Annotated in this window: 15 protein-coding genes; 8 read left to right on the top strand and 7 right to left on the bottom strand. The window is 58.6% G+C overall.

All coding sequences use genetic code 11. The features are described 5' to 3' along the window. The first annotated feature begins 77 nt into the window (after positions 1–77). The 5 genes from rpsR to HWX74_RS09190 are packed head-to-tail and all read left to right on the top strand — an operon-like array spanning position 78 to position 6,336. On the top strand, positions 78–305 hold the full coding sequence (gene rpsR / locus HWX74_RS09210) for a 30S ribosomal protein S18 (RefSeq protein ID WP_176013258.1): 228 nt from the start codon (positions 78–80) through the stop codon (positions 303–305). Positions 306–325: 20 nt separating this feature from the next. Continuing rightward, positions 326–778, top strand: coding sequence for a 50S ribosomal protein L9 (gene rplI / locus HWX74_RS09205; RefSeq protein ID WP_176013257.1), 453 nt, complete (start codon positions 326–328; stop codon positions 776–778). Between the two features lie 2 nt (positions 779–780). Continuing rightward, positions 781–2,214 (top strand): replicative DNA helicase, encoded by a 1,434-nt coding sequence (gene dnaB, locus HWX74_RS09200; protein ID WP_176013256.1) that lies wholly within the window; start codon positions 781–783, stop codon positions 2,212–2,214. Positions 2,215–2,231: 17 nt separating this feature from the next. After that, positions 2,232–4,547, top strand: coding sequence for an outer membrane protein assembly factor BamA (gene bamA / locus HWX74_RS09195; protein ID WP_176013255.1), 2,316 nt, complete (start codon positions 2,232–2,234; stop codon positions 4,545–4,547). A gap of 37 nt (positions 4,548–4,584) precedes the next feature. After that, positions 4,585–6,336 carry a tetratricopeptide repeat protein gene (locus HWX74_RS09190; protein WP_176013254.1) on the top strand — a complete coding sequence of 584 codons (1,752 nt, stop codon included), beginning with the start codon at positions 4,585–4,587 and terminating at the stop codon, positions 6,334–6,336. Positions 6,337–6,424: 88 nt separating this feature from the next. Here the strand turns inward: HWX74_RS09190 and dnaE are convergent, their stop codons facing one another. Then, the gene (gene dnaE / locus HWX74_RS09185) at positions 6,425–9,973 is read right to left on the bottom strand and encodes a DNA polymerase III subunit alpha (protein WP_176013253.1); all 3,549 of its coding nucleotides are present in this window, start codon (positions 9,971–9,973) and stop codon (positions 6,425–6,427) included. Positions 9,974–9,991: 18 nt separating this feature from the next. Beyond that, positions 9,992–10,591, bottom strand: a complete 600-nt coding sequence (rdgB, locus tag HWX74_RS09180; protein WP_176013252.1) for an RdgB/HAM1 family non-canonical purine NTP pyrophosphatase — start codon at positions 10,589–10,591, stop codon at positions 9,992–9,994. 89 nt (positions 10,592–10,680) lie between these two features. On the opposite strand from rdgB, the gene tilS reads away from it, so the two are divergent. Next, positions 10,681–12,030 (top strand): tRNA lysidine(34) synthetase TilS, encoded by a 1,350-nt coding sequence (gene tilS / locus HWX74_RS09175; RefSeq protein ID WP_176013251.1) that lies wholly within the window; start codon positions 10,681–10,683, stop codon positions 12,028–12,030. Between the two features lie 55 nt (positions 12,031–12,085). Here the strand turns inward: tilS and HWX74_RS09170 are convergent, their stop codons facing one another. The 5 genes from HWX74_RS09170 to HWX74_RS09150 form a co-directional block, all read right to left on the bottom strand. Then, complete coding sequence (locus HWX74_RS09170) at positions 12,086–13,882, bottom strand: sodium:solute symporter family protein (RefSeq protein ID WP_217704908.1); 1,797 nt, start codon at positions 13,880–13,882, stop codon at positions 12,086–12,088. Then, positions 13,879–15,294, bottom strand: a complete 1,416-nt coding sequence (locus HWX74_RS09165) for a Gfo/Idh/MocA family protein (RefSeq protein ID WP_217704907.1) — start codon at positions 15,292–15,294, stop codon at positions 13,879–13,881. The genes HWX74_RS09170 and HWX74_RS09165 overlap by 4 nt, the downstream gene beginning before the upstream one ends. After that, a complete protein-coding gene (locus HWX74_RS09160) occupies positions 15,291–15,599 on the bottom strand; it encodes a hypothetical protein (RefSeq protein WP_176013250.1) in 309 nt (102 codons plus the stop codon). The genes HWX74_RS09165 and HWX74_RS09160 overlap by 4 nt, the downstream gene beginning before the upstream one ends. Before the next feature lie 170 nt (positions 15,600–15,769). Then, positions 15,770–16,099, bottom strand: coding sequence for a hypothetical protein (locus HWX74_RS09155; protein ID WP_176013249.1), 330 nt, complete (start codon positions 16,097–16,099; stop codon positions 15,770–15,772). A 2-nt stretch (positions 16,100–16,101) separates the two neighbouring features. After that, entirely contained in the window at positions 16,102–16,266 is a 165-nt protein-coding gene (locus HWX74_RS09150) for a hypothetical protein (RefSeq protein ID WP_176013248.1), read from the bottom strand. A 227-nt stretch (positions 16,267–16,493) separates the two neighbouring features. Between HWX74_RS09150 and HWX74_RS09145 the strand changes: the two genes are divergently transcribed. Continuing rightward, the gene (locus HWX74_RS09145; protein WP_176013247.1) at positions 16,494–17,441 is read left to right on the top strand and encodes a helix-turn-helix transcriptional regulator; all 948 of its coding nucleotides are present in this window, start codon (positions 16,494–16,496) and stop codon (positions 17,439–17,441) included. 41 nt (positions 17,442–17,482) lie between these two features. Then, the gene (locus HWX74_RS09140) at positions 17,483–18,247 is read left to right on the top strand and encodes an SDR family NAD(P)-dependent oxidoreductase (RefSeq protein WP_176013246.1); all 765 of its coding nucleotides are present in this window, start codon (positions 17,483–17,485) and stop codon (positions 18,245–18,247) included. Positions 18,248–18,330: the final 83 nt, after the last annotated feature.

The raw sequence follows: 18,330 nt of genomic DNA, 5'->3' as shown, positions 1-18,330 counted from the left end.
TCGGGTAACAAGGTTCCGGCCGCCGGCCGGGGGAAATTTGAAAATTTGGCAACAAGTTTAGAAAGGCTTAAAATAAAATGCTGAAGAGAAGTTCACGCAGAAGACAGGCTGCCAAGCCGAAAATTTGCCGTTTTTGTGAAGCGAAAGTCAATTACATCGACTTCAAGGATGCTGAAACATTGAAAAAATTCCAGACGGAAAAAGGCAAAATTCTGCCGCGCCGGATTACCGGAACCTGTCTGAACCACCAGAAGATGCTCAGCATGGCGATCAAGCGGGCCAGAATCATCAGCCTGGTTTATTAATCTGAAGGAGAATTTTGGTCATGGCTAACGTAAGACTTATTTTGCTCGAAGATGTCGAGAACCTCGGTCTGGCCGGCGCGGAAGTGTCGGTGGCGCCGGGTTATGCCCGCAACTATCTGCTGCCGCGCGGCCTGGCTGCCAAAGCCACCGCCGGCACGCTGCGCCTGCTGGCGGCCCGTCAGGAAAAGATCCAGCAGCGCCGCCAGGAAGAGCTGGCCGCCGCCCAGGCGCTGGCCGCCAAACTGGCCGAGGTGGAGCTTTCCATCGCGGCGCAGGCTTCCGAAGACGATCAGTTGTTCGGTTCGGTAGGCGCCCGCGCCATCGCCGAAAAATTGGCGGAGAGCGGTTATGAAGTGGAACATCAGAAAATCAAATTGGATGAGCCGATCAAGCAGCTCGGCAGTTATGATGTCGAAATCAAATTGCATCATGACGTCAATGCCACCGTCAAAGTCTGGGTTGTCCGTGCCTGATTATGCCGGATGACAGAAGACCATTCGCAGGCGCGGCGACACCCGGTGTCGTCGCCGGCGACCGTCCCCAGCCGCACAATCTCGATGCGGAGCGGGCGGTGTTGGCGGCGATGCTGCGCGAGCCGCGTCCGTGCGTGGATATGGCGATCGAACATCTCGGCTCCGCCGAGGTGTTCTATTCGCATATTCACCGGGAAATTTTTCAGGCGATCTGGGATCTGCACAACGCCGGCGAGCTGCAGATTGATTTGATCAGCGTCGCCCACCACCTTCACAAGCTCAACCGGCTCGAAGACATCGGCGGTGAAGTGTTCCTGGCGGAACTCTATCACTGCATCGCGACGACCGCCAATCTGGAAAGCTGGTGTTCCATCGTCCGGGAGCTGGCGGTATTGCGCAAAATGATCGCGGTCTGTTCCGAGGCGCTGGTCAAATGTTACGACGCCGATTCCGATGCGAAAACCGTCGTCGAAGAGATCGAAACGGATATTTTCAAAGTACGCAACCAGAATACCCGCAGCGACATCGTGCCGATCAAGGACGGCATCGTCGAGACCTTCCGGCGCATTCAGCAGATTATCAACCATGAAGTCGAAGTCGGCATTCCGACCGGCTACCCGGACCTGGACCGGATGACGGCCGGATTGAAGCCGGGGGAGATGTTCGTGCTGGCGGCGCGCCCGTCGATCGGCAAAACGTCGATGGCGCTGAATATTATCCGCAATGTCGCGCTGCAGGGCAACCGGCAGCGGCCGATCGCGTTCTTCAGCCTGGAAATGACCGCCGACCAGATTGCCCGGCGGCTGCTGTGCACGGAAGCGAAAATTTCCGAAAGCTGTTTCTACGACCATTCGTTCCGCAGCGATGAACTGCCGAAATTGACCCAGGCGGTCAGCGTTTTCCGGAAGGCCAAGATTTTCATCGATCCGACCGGCGGCCTGACCATCGCCGAATTGCGGGCCAAAGCGCGGCGGCTTTATTACAACGAGAAAATCGAGTTGATCGTCATCGACTATCTGCAGTTGATGAAAGCGGACGGCCGGATCGACAGCCGCCAGCAGGAAGTCGCCGAAATTTCCAGCGGCATCAAACAATTGGCCAAAGAATTGAATCTGCCGATCCTGGTACTGGCGCAGTTGAACCGGGAAGTGGAAAAAACCGCCGGCGCCTCGAGCCGCCCGAAACTGAGCCATCTGCGCGAATCCGGGGCGATCGAGCAGGATGCCGATATCGTTTCCTTCCTGCACCGCGACCGCGACGAGGCGAAAATCGTCACGCCGGAGTCGTTGCGCGACGGGTTGGAAGCCGAATTGATCGTCGAAAAGAACCGTAACGGACAGACCGGCTATGTCAAGCTGCGTTTCTTCCCGCAACGAATGGAATTTTGCAGTGAGAGCCGTTTCAGCGATGCTGATCGTCCGGCTCACGTCGAATAAGGAAAGGGCCTGTTTTTGTGAAGCAACTGAATAAGTGGCAGCTGGCGTTGGTGATGGCCTTCGGGTTGGGATCTTCGGCCTGGGCCGAACAGATTGCCGAAGTGAAAATTGAGCAACAGGGCAAACATCCGCAGAAGGAAGAGCTGCTGTTGTACAATATTCAGCAGCGTGCCGGGACGGAATATGACCCGGCCATCGTCCGGGAGGATATCGCCCGGCTGTCGAAGAGCGGTTATTTTTCCGATGTGGTGTTCGAGACGCAGGAACTGCCGGACGGACGGCTGGTGCTGGTGTTCAAAGTCCAGCTCAATCCGGAAGTGTCGGAAGTGATCTTCGAAGGCAACCAGAAATTCAAGACCGCCGAGTTGCGCAATCTGGTCGCCATTCAGCCGGGAACGTTGCTGAACAACCGCCAGTTGGAGGAAGGCACCCGGAAGCTGCGGGAATTTTACCGCGACAAAGGCTACAACGAAGCGCGGATCATTCCGCTGGTGAAGAAAACCGGCGAGCAGGAAGTCTCCGTCACCTTTCACATCGAGGAGCATTTGCGCCTGAAGGTCAACGACGTCGAATTCGACGGCGCCACCGCCGTCGATGCGTCGGACATGCGCGGCGCCATCGCCAACCGGCACAGTTATTTCAGCTGGATCTCCATCCTGGGCTGGGGGCTGTTCGATTCCGGCGAACTGGAACTGGACAAGGCGCGGCTGCGCGACTTGTACTGGAATCACGGCTATCTCGACTTCAAGGTCGAGGACATTACCGTGACGCCGACCGCGGACGATCCGGAATACGTCGATATCAATTTCAAAATTTTCGAAGGGGAACCCTACCGGGTCAGCAGCGTGGAACTGGTCGGCAATCAGGTGCTGCCGACCGACGAGCTGTTGGCGCTGATCAAGCTCAAGCCGGATCAGGTTTTCGATTATGCGCTGGAAACGGCCGCCTGCGAGGCGATTACCAAAGAATACGAAACGCACGGCTATGCCGATGTCAGTTGCCGGGCGGAACGCCAGGCCGATTTCACGAACCATACCGTCAAGGTGATTTTCGATATCAACGAAGGCCGGAAATACACGGTCAACAAGGTGGTGATTTCCGGCAATACACTGACCCAGGAGAAGGTGATCCGCCGCGAGCTGGTGATCCACGACGGCGACCTGCTCGACCCGAACCGGGTGGAAGCCAGCAAATCGCGCCTGATGGGGATGGGTTATTTCGACGAAGTCAAGGCGGTGACCGCCAACGCCGACAAAGTCGGTGAGCGCGATGTCCATTTCGAGGTGAAGGAGAAGGACTTCTACAGTTTTAAAATCGGCGCCGGGTATTCCGACTTCAACAGTCTGGCCGGTATGGTGGAGTTGTCCAACATCAACATGGACATCACCAAACCGAGCAACTATTTCCTCGGCGGCGGCCAGCGGATGCGCCTGCAGGCGATCGGCGGCCTTGAACGCAGTATGGTCAACCTCGATTTCACCGAACCGTGGCTGTTCGATCTGCCGCTGCGCTTCGATTTCTCGGCCTATGTCAACCAGATTCTTTACGACAACTGGCAGGAGGACCGCATCGGCGGCCGCATGGCGCTGACCCGTCGGTTTTTCGATGATTTCACCAGCGCGACGCTCGGTTATAAATTCGAACGGGTCGACGTCAAGGATATGAGCCGCGGTTTGTCGCAGGAATTGCGCGACCTGCAGACGCACGACTGGGTCAGCCAAGTATCGCTGCTGCTGAACCGCGATACCCGCGACAGCCTGATGGAGCCGACCAGCGGTTACCAGGTCAGCTTCCTGTCGGCGGCGGCGCTGAAAATTCTGGCCTCGTCGCACAATTTCTACCGTTTGGAAGGCCAGGGAAGTTATTATTATTCCTTCCTCGACAAAGCGCTGATCTGGCACATCGGCGGCAAGATCGGCGTCATTGACGATTTCGACGGCGACAATACGGTGCCGTTGTACGAACGCTATTTCCTCGGCGGCGGCGATACGCTGCGCGGCTTCCCCTACCGGGAAGTGTCGCCGGTCGACAAGGACGACCACAATGTCGGCGGTTCGTCGATGCTGTTGCTGACCACTGAAATAAGTCATCCGATCTGGCAGTTCATCCGCGGCGCGGCGTTCGTCGACGCCGGCAGCGTCTGGAGCAATCCCTACAGTTTCGGCATCGGCAATTTCAATGTCGGCGTCGGTTACGGCCTGCGCATCAAGGTGCCTTATCTGAATGCGCCGGTGAAGCTCGATCTGGCTTATCCGGTGTTGAACAATGTTGACGGTTTGTCGAGCAAACTCAGATTTCATTTCAACATGGGCTTCACCTGGAATCCGAGATAACCTCGGTTTGCCGGGCTGATTCCTGAGGGAGAATGCCATGAAAAAGCGGATTTCGATTCGGCTGGCCGCCGCCGGACTATTGTTGCTGGCAACCGGCTGCGAAAGCGACAGCGACTGGATGTACACGCTGACCACTTCGAAACAGGAGCGCTTGATCGAACTGGCCCGTCACGGCAGCAGTCCGGCGCAGACGGAACTCGGCCAGCAGGCATTGCTCGGCTATGGCGAAGGGGGCGTCGATTATCAGGCGGCGACCGATTATTTCCGGGAAGCGGCGCTGGGCAACCACCCGGCGGCGATTTACTATCAGGCGGTAATGCTGGAAAACGGCTGGGGCACGCCGTTGCCGGACCGGCAGCGGGCCGACAAGCTCTACGAGGTGGTCATACCGCAGTTGAGTGAATATGCCCGCCAAAAGAATTTGACTTCGCTCTACCTGCTCGGCGATGCCTGCGAACATGGCCGCGGTTTGAAAGAGGACCTGCCGCGGGCGGTGGAACTGTACCGCTTCTGCGTGGAGGAAAATTTTGTCCCGGCAAAGATGAAACTGGGACTTTTGTACCTGGAAGGCCGCGGCGTCGAGCGGGATTTGGCCAAAGCGGCCGAACTGCTGCTGCCGGCGGCGGAAGCCGGTTATGCGGAGGCGGAATACGCGCTGTCCCGGGTTTACCGGGAACAGGGCAAGACGACCCCGGCAGTCAACTGGCTGGAACGGGCGATGAAAAAGAAATATCCGCCGGCAATTTTCGCCGCCTACGAACACTTGAAGGACACAGCGGATGAAAGCCGGCGGACGCGGGCGGAACAGTTGTTGAAATTGGCGGCCGACTTGAATTATCCGCCCGCCCTGTTGGAAATTTATGCCAGCCAGCCGGGAGAACAGCGCACGCCGGAGGCAATCGCTTATCTGACGCGGGCGGCCGAGCGGGGCATTCTGCCGGCGATGCTCGCCCTGGCGGATGATTACAAGAACGCGATTACGCCGAATCCGGTTCAGGCGATGGTGCTGGCGCAGATGGCGCTTCGCCGAGAGCCGGAAAATACGGAAGCACAAGCCCTGCTGGACAGGCTGGACCAGGATTCCGCGCTGTACTATCCGGTACGTTTCACCTGGGATGACCGCCTGCTGCCGGAAAATCTGGCGATGGGCGAATCCGGCGTCAACCGGTTCATCGACGGCTGGAAACACGACATCGCCGGCAGCGACCAATTGTTTGCCGAGGCGGTCCGGGAATTTCCGTTGTCCTTTTATCTGGCCAACGATTACCTGCGGCTGCTGGAGGAAAAGATGCCGGCGGCCTGGCTGGAAGTTTATTTCACCGGCATTGCCGCCGAACAGGAGCAACCCGGCTTCTGGCTGGCTTACAGCCTGGCGGCCGGTCTGGCCGGACAGGGCGGCTGTCAAGCCTACGGCGCGGCCGAATTGCGGAAACGGGCCGAACGGCTGCCGGATGAAGATGTGAAAAAGCAGGAGCTGTTGACCCTGGCCCGGCTGTTGAAGGCCAATGCGCTGATGCTGTCCGGGCAGCCGGACGAGGCTTACGGCGAACTGCTGTTAGGCGGCGCGCCGACTGTTGATGACGAGGGAAAATTGATCTGCTTCATCAACCGTTTCTGCCGGCCGTTGCTGTTGAACAAAGAAAAATTCAGCGCCGCGGTCGGACTGCCGGTTGATTTGCTCGGCGAATACGCGCTGCCGTTTCGCCGGGAATTCTACGACCTGGAACATCGGCAGCGGATTCTCAAGCCGGAACAGCCGCCGGAACCGGATTTGGCGCCGGCGCCATAATTCCGGCCGCCGCCGATATCCCGGTTTTATACGCGGACTTTTCGACGGTCCGGCCTACTGCAAGCCGGCGCCGGCGCTGGAGGTCCGCTCAATTCTGCATCACCGGCCGCGGCGTCCAATTGCGCGCCCTGGCTTCCGGCACCTTTTTGTTCGGTTTCAGTTTGTAGCATTGCTCTCCGAGCAGCGAAGTAAGGCGTTCCAGCAGTTCGAAGCAGACGCGCACCGTGAACGCCCTCACCTCGACGAAAACCACCCGCTCCTGCGGTTCCGGACAACTGACGCAAAGGATCACCCGCGTTTCGCCGCGATACTCCAAACAGAGCGCTTTCAAATGATCCAGCAAGGCGGCGTCGGTGTTCTTTTCGTACAGATAAAGCAGCAACTCTTCGGTATACAATTCAGGCGCCTGCTGCATCGTCACGACATTCTCGATAATCAGCCGCGGTTTTTCGCTTTCATCCCGCCGGCTGCTCAACGCTTCGATGAAAATCGGCATCTCCGGCGTCAGTTCGATGCCGGATTGCTCCAGTCGTTCGATACCGCGCTCATAGATCATGCATTCCGCGCTGTGGTCGAGGTCTTCCAGCGTCAAAACCATGAACGGTTTGTTGTTGTTCTTGCTGTATTTCTTCTGCACGCTCTTGATCATACCGCCGATCCGCACGCCGACGTTGTCGCCCAACTGGTCGAGGTTGCGCAGTTTCAACGTCGACATCGTGTTGATCAACTCCGCATAGCGCGCCAACGGGTGACCGGTCACATAAAATCCGAGCAATTCCTTTTCGCTTTTCAAAATCTCGTCCGGATCAAACTCCGGAATATCCGGCACCGGAATCGTGCAGATTTCCGCCTTGTCGCCGTCGTCGAGCAGGTCGAACAGCGACCCCTGCCCGCTCTGGCGGTCCTTGATCCGGCCGGCCGCATAACTCATCGTCGGTTCGGCGATCGCCAGAATCTGCGACCGGCGCAGACCGAGCGAATCGAACGCTCCCGCCCGGGTCAGATGTTCGATCATCCGGGAGTTCAGCGCATCGCCGCAGCGTTCGCAAAAATCGGTGAAATCCTTGAAAGCGCCTTCGCTCTCGCGCGCCTCGATAATCCGGCCGGCCGCCGCCTCGCCGACCCCTTTGATCGCCCCGAGCCCGAAAACGATCGAACCGTTGGAAACGCCGAAGCTGATATCGCTGGCGTTGACGTCCGGCGGCAGCACTTTGATGTGCATCTCCCGGCAGGCGTTGATCAGGAACGCGATCTCTTCGGCGTTGTCCAGCTCGCTGGTGAGCATAGCCGCCATGAATTCCACCGGATAATTGGCTTTCAGGTAAGCGGTCCGATAAGCGACGATCGCGTAAGCGGCGCTGTGCGATTTATTGAAGCCGTAGCCGGCAAACATCTCGATTTTATCCCAGATCGCATTGGCCACCGCTTCGTTGATGCCGCTGTGTTCGGCGCAGCCGGCGACGAATTTTGCTTTCTGCTGCGCCAGCACGTCGGCCTTCTTCTTGCCGATCGCCCGCCGCAGGATATCGGCGCCGCCCAGCGAAAATCCGGCCAGCACCTGCACCACCTGCATAATCTGCTCCTGATAGAGCATGATGCCGTAGGTTTCCTTCAGCAACGGCTCCATCTTCGGATTTTCGTAGACGATCTCCTCATCGCCGCGTTTGCGGGCGATGAATTGCGGGATGAACTGCATCGGCCCCGGCCGGTAGATCGCCAGCAACGCGATGATATGCTCGATGGTCTCCACGCCGAACTGGCGGCAGAGATTCTGCATGCCGGTGGATTCCAACTGGAACACCGCGACGGTGTCGCCCCGGTTCAGCAACTCGTAGGTTTTCGGATCGTCGAGCGGAATATTGGAGATATCCAGATGAAAGCCGCGCGATTTCCTGATCAGGTTGACCGCATTGTGAATGATGGTCAGCGTCCGCAGGCCGAGGAAGTCCATCTTCAGCAAACCGAGCTCTTCACAGGGCACGCTCGGAAATTCGGTGATGATTTCATTTTTGGCGCCGCGCGCCAGCGGCACCAAATTGTCCAGCCGCTGGTCGCCGATAATCACGCCGGCGGCGTGGATGCCCAACTGCCGGTTGATCCCTTCGAGCACCTCGGCATAGCTGAAAATTTCCTTGACCCAATCCTCTTTCTCGATGAGTTCGTTGAGCTCCTTGGACTCCTTGCGGGCCTTGGCCAGCGTCATCTTCGGATCAGCCGGAATCAATTTGGTGATCCGGTCGCCATGTTCGAAATCATGTCCGAGCACCCGGGCGACATCCTTGATCACCGCCTTGGCTTTCAAGGTGCCGTAGGTGCAGATCTGCGCCACGCTGTCATGACCGTATTTGTTGCGCACATAATCGATCACTTCGCCGCGGCGCTGTTCGCAGAAGTCGATGTCGAAGTCCGGCGGGCTGACGCGCTCCGGGTTCAGGAAACGCTCGAACAGCAGATTGAACCGCAGCGGCTCGATATCGGTGATGCCGGTCGCATACGCCACCAGGCTGCCGGCGCCGCTGCCGCGGCCGGGTCCGACCGGGATGTCCTGCGATTTCGCATACCGGATGAAGTCGCTGACCACCAGAAAGTAAGAGCAGTATTTCGAGCCGTCGATGATATTGAGTTCATAATCCATCCGTTCAACGACGGTCTTCTGGAAATCGGTCAGGTTCTCCGAACGCGGATCGAATCCGTAACGCTGTTTGATGCCTTCGATACAGAAGTTGCGCAGGTATTCCTTCTCGGAAACGGCCGGATCGGGAATATTGAACACCGGATAATGGTTGACGTGCGGCGCATATTTGAACTCGATTTCGCAGCGTTCGGCGACGGCCCGCGTGTTGGTGATCGCTTCCGGCAACTCTTTGAACAGCGCCATCATCTCCTCCGGACTCTTGAAATAGAACTCCGGCGCCGAAAAACGGAAATGCTTCGGATCGTCCAGTTTCGCCTGCGTCTGGATGCAGAGCATGATCTCATGCGCCTTGGCGTGCTCTTTTTTCAGATAATGAACGTCGTTGGTCGCCACCAGCGGCAGGTCGAGTTTCCTGCTGAATTCCACCAGCGCACGGTTGACCTTGCGCTCCTCCGGCATGCCGTGATCCATCAATTCAAGGTAAAAATTGTCCCGTCCCATGATCTCGCAATATTCGCCGATCAGCCGCTCGGCTTCGGCCATATCGTCATTCAGGACCGCCGACGGCACCTCGCCGCCGATGCAGGCGGACAGGGCGATCAGCCCTTCGTGGTACTGCTGCAAAATCTCCTTGTCGATCCGCGGCTTGTAATACATGCCGTTGATATAAGCCTCACTCAGCAGCTTGCACAAGCTGTGATAACCGTCCATATTTTTGGCCAGCAGCACCAGGTGATAGCCGCGGATGCGCGGATTGGACGGATTGCGGTCGAACCGGGTCGTCGGCGAAACATAGGCTTCGCAGCCGATGATCGGTTTCAGGCCGGCCTTGGTGAAATTCTGGTACATATCCTGGGTGCCGCCCATATAGCCGTGGTCGGTCATCGCCACCGCCGGCATGTCGTAGAGCTTCGCCTGCTCGATCAGGCCCTTGACCGTACAGGCGCCGTCCAGCAGGCTGTAATGGGTATGCAGATGCAGATGAACAAAATCCGATGCCATGTCAATTTCCTCCCGCGCTCAAAAATCGTCATCCAGCACGGACATTTCGTCCTCGACGAATTCCAACGCCCTGGCAAACGCCTTCGCCCGGTGGCTGATCTTATTTTTCAACTCCGCCGGCATTTCGGCAAAAGTCTGCGTATAGCCGTCCGGCACGAAAATCGGATCGTAACCGAAACCGTTCGCGCCGCGCGGCGCCTCGATGATCGACCCTTCGACCACGCCCTCAAACGTCTCGATCACTTCGCCGTTGGCGGCGATGGCGATGGCGCAGACGAAACGGGCCTTCCGGTTGGTCTGGCCCGCCAGCTTCTGCAAGACTTTGGCAATTCGCTCCGCCTCGGTCGGCGCATATCGGGCGGAATAAATCCCCGGTTCGCCGTTCAGCGCGTCGACGACCAGTCCGGAATCGTCGGCAAAAGCCGGCACGTCGCAATAAATACAGGCGCTCAACGCCTTTTTGGCGGCATTCTCCCGGAACGTCGCGCCATCCTCCTCCACTTCCGGAAAATTCGGATAATCGGCCAGCGATTTCAGCTCCACTTTCTGATCGGCAAGCAACTCGCGATACTCTTCGACTTTGTGCAAGTTGGCGGTCGCCGCGACAATGTAGGCCATTCTTCGGATCCTTTCTTTACAAAGATTTCAATTCATCTTATATTATAGGCCGAAGGTCCGACAATTCAACCGTTCCGGAAGGTTTTATCATGGATTTTAACCGCATCGAAGCTCTGCTGGCAGCCTGGCAAGGCGGCACCTTTTTCGTCGGCTTTTCCGGCGGCGCCGACAGTTGCGCGCTGCTGCTGCTGGCCGCCCGTTTCGCCGCGCCTTACCGGATTGCAGTCGTCGCCGTCCACTGCGAACACGGCATCCGCGGCACGGCCAGTCTGGCCGACGCCGAATACTGCCGCCAATTCGCCGCCCGGCGCGGCATCCCCTTCCGGCTGCTGCCGCTACAGGTTCCGGCCAACCGGCGCGGCGGCGAAAGTTTGGAGGCGGCCGCCAGGCGGCTGCGGCTGGAAGCATTCCGGTCTCTATTGGCCGGCCGGCAGCAAGCGGCGCTGCTGCTCGGACATCACGCCGACGACGCGGTGGAAAACCTTTTTCTGCGGCTGCTGCGCGGCGGCAACGTCTCTTCTCTGACCAATTTGCGGCCGTTCCGCGTCGTCGGCGGCATCCCGATCCTGCGGCCGCTGCTGCATATTTCCCGCCGGGAAATCGAACAATTCCTGCTCCAGAACGGCATCACCGACTGGCGGCGGGACGAGACCAACGCCGCAAGCGTTTTTCTGCGAAATTACTGGCGGCTGAAAGTGCTGCCGGCTCTTTACCGCCGATTTCCGCCGGCCCGGCGCGGTTTCCAGCGGGCGTTGGAAGCGTTGGAATGCGACGCAATCTACCTGGAAGAACGCGCCGCCGAGGCCTACCGGGAAATCGCCGGCGAAGCGGCAACACCGCTGGCTTTCTGGCAGCAACTGCATCCGGCCCTGCGCGGCAGAGTGCTGCGCCTTTTTCTGTCCGCCCGGCTTCACCGCGACTTCATCCCGCCGGCCGCGTTGCTGCAGCGGCTGTCGACGTCATTGGCCCAGCCGGCGCCCTGTACCATCCCGCTCAACGGACAAGTCCGCCTGCGGCTGGCTTACGGCCAACTGACGGTGGAAACACCGCCGGCCGGAATGCCGCCGGAAACCATCGTCTGGTCCTGGCGGCAAGTCCGGCAAATCTCCTGGCACAACTGCCGTTTCGAAGTGCAATTGCTGACCGCAACGCCCCCGCTGCCGCTCCCGCCGGACCAGGCGCTGTTCGACGCGGCGCGATTGCCGGACCAACTGCTGCTGACGACGCGCCGGCCGGGCGACCGGCTCACCGATTTCAACGGCCGGCGGCTCAAAGTCAAAAAGCTGCTGATCGACGCCAAAATTCCCCACGCGAAGCGGGACGGCCTGCCGCTGTTGCGGACCGAACGGGAAATTATCTGGCTTCCCGGCCTCCGGCACAGCAATTTTGCCGGCACCGATGCTTCGACCCGGCTTTTCGCGCTGTTCCGGTATTTTTGAAAAAACATTCCAGGCGCGTTCGCAAAACGCGGCCCGGCGTCTGGCACATTTTGTCTCAAACGCGATTCATCTTTTTCCAGCAGCGCCAGCAGATCGCAGCGGCCAGCAGGGCGACCGCCAGGAACAAGCACCCCTGCCCCCAGCGCAGATAGATGAATTCCCCCGTTCCCAGCAAAATACTGTAGACGGCGACGCAACTGAAAACGGCGGCCAGGATACCGGCCGGAATGCTCTGCGCAGGGTGTTCCGGCCGAACCGGCTCGCCGGCGGCGGCCGCCTCGCGGAAGATCCTTTTCCAGCCGCTGCCGCCGGGATTGATGCGGGCACAGAACTTCCACAACACCCGGCGATCGGTCTGCGGCCCCAGCCAGGCCATCGGCAGCCAGCAGAGCGTAGTCAGCCCCACCGCCGCCGCCGTCTGCTGCCAATCGCTCAACGGACAGCTCTGCCAGCACCGGAACAGCCCGGCAAAGATAAAACTGGCCACCATCGCCATGATTTCGCAGGAGGCGTTGATCCGCCACCAGAACCAGCGCAGCATGAACAGCAAACCGGTGCCGGCGCCGATCGACAGAATCAGTTGAAAATTATCGACAGCCGACGAAAGCTGCAGGGCGACCACCCCGGCGATCACCATCAACAGCACGGTGAACAGCCGGCCCATCCAGACCAATTCGCGCGCCGACGCCTGCGGCCGGTAAAAACGTTTCCAGACATCATTGACCAGATAACTCGCCCCCCAGTTCAGGTGGGTCGAAATCGTCGACATATACGCCGCGATCAGGCTGGCCAGCACCAAACCGATCCAGCCGGCCGGCAAACGGGTCAGCATCAGCGAATACGCCACATCGTGAGAGACCTGATGTTCCGGCAGCGTGCCGCCCAGCGCCGCCCGGATCGCGTTCAAATCGGGAAATACCACCAGCGAGGCCAGCGCCACCAGAATCCACGGCCAGGGCCGCAGCGCATAATGCGCGACATTGAAGAAAAGGGAGGCCGCCACCGCGTGATTTTCATTTTTCGCCGCCAGCATCCGCTGCACCAGATAACCGCCGCCGCCCGGCTCCGCGCCGGGATACCAGATGCTCCACCAGGTGATTGCAAACGGGACGATGAACAAGGTGATCAGCGCGTCGGCGCCGGAGTAGCCGAACGCCTCCAGCCTCCGGGCGTCCTCCGCCGACGCGGTCATTTTTTCCAGCAGCCCGGAAAGGCCGCCCACTTCCGGCTGCTTCAGCGCGAAATACGCCGCACCGAACGCGCCGACCATCGACAGGATGAACAGCACGAAGTCGGTGATCAGCACGCCCCGGAAACCGCCGATCGAACTGAACAACACCGTGGCGGTCATCGCGAACAAGACACTTTGCCACGGCGCCAGGTTGAGCATTGCCCCGCCGATCTTGATGGCGGCCATCGACACCGAAGCCATGATCAAAACGTTGAAGAGCAAACCGAGGTAGACCGCCCGGAAGCCGCGCAGAAACGCCGCCGCCCGGCCGCTGTAGCGCAATTCGTAAAACTCCAGGTCGGTGACCGTGCCGGAACGGCGCCATAATTTCGCATAGAGAAACACCGTCAGCATCCCGGTCGGCAGCATGCACCACCACGACCAGTTGCCGAAGACGCCGTAGCGGCGGACGAAATCAGTCACCAGATTGGGCGTGTCGGTCGAAAAGGTGGTGGCCACCATCGAAAAGCCCAGCAGCCACCACGGCATGTTGCGGCCGCCGAGGAAAAACTCTTCCTGACTTTTCGAGGCGACTTTAGCAACAACAATCCCGATGAGAATCGTCAACGCGAAAAAGCCGCCGATGATCCACCAATCCAGTATAGTCAGATGAATGTTCAATTGTTTCCTCCCGTCGTCTGGTTCGTTTCATTCAAGCAGTCCGGTTCGCCGGCGGAATAATAATGCACGCCGTCCAGCCGTTTCCACTCTCCCCGGGTAAAGTCCGGCACTTCGACCGGCGCATTGCCCAGTTCAATGGACTTTTGCGACAATTCCACCAGCGAACTCCACTCCGCCGCGTCGTAGACGTCCTGGTCCAGCGGCAGGCCGTGGTTGAGACAATAGATCAACCGGTAGTCCATGATGAAATCCATGCCGCCGTGGCCGCCGACCCGGCGGGCCTCTTCGCCGATTTCCCGGCTGAACGGATGTTCGTAACGGCGAAACAGTTCTTCCCGGGCTTCCCCGGCAAGGAACGCATGGGCATTCGGCTCCAGCGCCACCCCTTCCACCGGATATTTCTGGGCGAAACCGCCGGTGCCGGAAACCAGGAATCTCCGGTCATAGGGACGCGGACTGGTGACATCGTGCTGAATGAGCATGGTTTTGCCGTTGGCGGTGTGGATCAGCGTCGTATTCATATCCCCCAGTTTCGGTGTCTCCTGATTGAACCGGGAATCGGCCGGAAATTCCCGCGCCGCATAGGCGGACATGCCGAACTGGCCGGTGGACATCGACCCCAGCCGTTCCATCCGGTCGCCGCGATGGATGTTCAGCACATGGGCGACCGGGCCGATGCCATGGGTGGGATAAAGGCAGCCGTTACGCTGCTTCGACAGCTCATACCGCCAGTGATTCCAATAACCGTGATACTGGTAATCCCGCAAATCGTGAATATAGGCGCCCTCGACATGGACAATTTCCCCCAGCACGCCCTGCTGCGCCATGTTCAGGACCGTCAGTTCGAAGAAGTCATAGTTGCAATTTTCCAGCATCATACAGTGCCGCCGGGTCCGCTCCGAAGTGTCCACCAGTTGCCAGCACTCCTCGATCGTCAGTGCCGCCGGCACCTCCACGGCAACATGCTTGCCGTGCTCCATCGCATAGACCGCCAGCGGCGCATGCAGATCCCACGGCGTACAGATATAAACCAAATCGACGTCGTCGCGCCGACAGATTATTTTCCAGTCTTCCGCGCCGTCATAGAAATCCACTCCGGGAACCCCGGCCAGGATTTTCTTCGCTTCCGCCAGGTTCTCCGGCGCCACATCCGCCACCGCCACGGTTTCCGCCCCGGACAGATAGCGAAAACGGCGCACCGCATCCAATCCCCGCGCCCCGACGCCGACAAAGGCGACCCGGACTTTTTCCAGCGGCTCACAACGCATCGCCAGAGCCGATCGCTGCCCGGCCTCCCGTTCGGGCACCGGAAACGCATAGACCGGCGGCAAATCCGCACCGACAACCGCCAGGCGGAGCCCCCAGAGCATCGCGCATAACCATACCAACCGCCAACCACTGACCAATTTCATCGCATTTCCTTCCGTGTTGATTGCCGTTCCGGCCATTCGGGCTCTTCCCCCTCCGTTCCCCCCACCGGCAAATCCGCCGGAACCTCGTTACATGTTATATCGTATTCCCCGGAAATCACAATGAACCAACGACGCCATTCGGTGTGCAATGATTCAATCCCCCACCATAATTTACAGGGAAAAAACGTTTCCGGCACCCACGACTCAATCGCCACCGAACCGCCAGACCATCGCAATGACTTTGTAATGATCCCTTCGATGAAAATTATAGCAAACTCCAGCGCAAAAGTCAATTCCTTCTTCATGAAAATCGTCCATTTCGCTTTTTCACTGTGGCGGAAAACCGACCGGCGGAAGCGTCCCGTCTTCGGCCGATGGAAGAAATTGCACTATAATTTCCTGCGCCTGCGCGAGGGCCGTCCCTGCCGAAAATTGCGCCGGCCGCGATCCGGACCGCAGCCGGCGTTCGAACGGATCAGATTGCCGGCGCGGTGGAATTTTTCAGCGCAGCAGCCTGATTTTCCAATAAATCGGCGAGGACGGAATTGCCGTATTGCTCGAGGACCGCCGCCACGCCCAGCGCCAGGGCGATCATGTCCGAACGGTTCAGCGTCATGTACAGCATTACTTCGGAAAGCTTCACGCTTTCGCCGTTACGATCCCGGCTGTCGCCGGTTTCGATTCCCCGGCCCTCGCTGCCGACGATGTTGAGCCCGAACGGCCGGCCGGTTTCCAGCGCAATCTGGTCGAAAGTGAGGTTGATGTAGCCGGAACGGGTGTGAATTTTGTTTTCGACGGAATGCATGGTTACTCTCCTTCAGGTTGTAAGGCGTTCAATTTCGTTTCGAGCCGGGTTTTGCGGAGCCGATATTCATTTTCAATCAGTTTGAATTCGGTTTCCAACAACTCCAGCTCCTCCAGCAACTCCAGTTTGGCTTTGGCCTGTTCGATTTGTTGACGCGTCGCAGTCATCTTTTCCTGGCTCCTTCATTTTGGATGACACCGTTTTTTGTTTTACTTAGTTATACAAACAGGTCGAGCATCCTCCAGCCCGCCTGAAAACGCTTCCGGTTCCGGAATTATATGTATAACATAATTAAACAAAATATAATTTCAAATTTTTCCGATAAAAAAGTAGATTTTTTTAAAATTTATTATATATTGTTATATAAATCATACAATAACGACAGGAGACCCCGATGAAAATATCCGGCAGAAAGCTGCACTATCAGCGGCTGATTCGCAATATCACCCAGGAAGAGCTCGGCCGGCGGCTCGGCGGCATCATCAAGCAGAACGTCTCGTTGTGGGAAAAGGGCAAAAAAGCGATTCCGGTCAAATATTACCCCAAGCTGGAAGAAATTTTCGGGTCGGCGATTTTCGAGGCGGAAGCCATGCCGGAGGCGGTGTCCGCCGAGTCCGCAGCCCCCCCGGCGGCCCCGGACACCATCCGGAATACACCGGAATTGCGGGAATTCATCAAAGATGCGATGATGGCCCGCGGCATCCTCTCCGCCCAGGAACTCAAGCGGCAGATCGGTTACGACAGCACGCACAGCATCGAACGATTGCTGAGCGGCAAACTGAACTGGTTTCCCGATGTGCTTTCGGCGGTATTCGACGGCCTCGGCCTCCATCAGGACAATGCGCCGATTTCACCGGCCGAACGGGAATTGCTGGCGCCGGAAGGCATTTACAATCACGGCGGCATGCTGATCCGGCCGATTCCGGTGGTCGATTGGGCCAATGCGGCCGGCCACATCGAATTGCTTTGCGGCGATGAGCAGGCGGTCCTGGCGCATTGGGATCCGGTGCAGACCGAAACCGTGCCGGCGCCGATGGGCACCCGGCGCCACACCCAGGCATTCCGGGTGACCGGGCAGTCGATGGAACCGACCATCCTGGACGGTGAAATCATCTTTTGCGAGCAGCGCTTTACGCTGGAAGAGATCGGCAACGGCAAAATCGTCGTCGTCAAATTCGGCGACTGCGCCAAATATCCGGACTGTATCGTCTGTAAACGTTATCGCCGGATCGGCGAAATCATCCTGCTGACCAGTGACAATCCGGCCGGCAAGGAGTTTGAAATTTCCGCCGGCGACATTGCCTGGATCGGCAGCGTTTCCGGCAAACATTGTGAATTTTAAACGTCGTGCGAACGACACAACCATTGAAACCGGGAGCAGAAATGAAATTACAGGACAAAGTTGCCGTCATTACCGGAGCCGGCAGGGGAATTGGCCGGGCGACCGCCGAATTATTCGCCCGGGAAGGCGCCCGGGTGGCGGTGGTCGACCGTGACCGGCCGGCCGGCGAGGCGACCGTTCAAGCCATCCGGCAGCACGGCGGCCGGGCGTTTGGGGTTTGCTGCGATGTCGGAAACGGCCGGCAGGTCGGCGAGGCGTTACAGGCGGTGCTGCGGGAATACGGCACGGTCGACATTCTGGTCAACGACGCGGCGGTCCAGTTGAACAAACCGCTGCTGGAAACCAGCGATGCCGAATTCGAAGAGGTGATCAACATCAATCTGACCGGCGCTTTTCGCTTCCTGCGCGATGCCGCCAGAATCATGATCGACCAGCGGAAGCCCGGTGTCATCGTCAATTTCTCTTCGACATTCGCCGTCGTCGGTTCGCCGGGCTACCTGGCTTATCACGCCTCCAAGGGCGGGGTCGCCTCGCTGACCCGCGCCGCCGCTGTCGCTTTATTGCCGTACGGAATCAGGGTGAACGCCGTCGCGCCCGGCACGACCGAAACGCCCGGCTTATATGACGGCGCCCGCGATACCGGCGACCTGCAAAAGGGGCTGGAAAGCTTCAAGGCCCTGCAGCCGCTGAAGCGCTTCGGCCGACCGGAGGAGATCGCCCGGGTGGTGCTCTTCCTGGCCAGTGACGACGCCAGCTTTGTCGTCGGGGCGAATTGGCTGGCCGACGGCGGTTATACGATCGTCTGAACGACCGGAATGCGGTCCAAAATAAAGTTTCGGTTGTCTTTAATGAAAAGTATGCTATAGTAAACTTCTTTAAGCGAGGGAAA

It is taken from the genome of Victivallis sp. Marseille-Q1083, assembly GCF_903645315.1.
Taxonomy (GTDB): domain Bacteria; phylum Verrucomicrobiota; class Lentisphaeria; order Victivallales; family Victivallaceae; genus UMGS1518.
The sequence above is the reverse complement of the archived record's forward strand: the minus strand, read 5'-3'. Positions and strand labels throughout refer to the sequence as shown.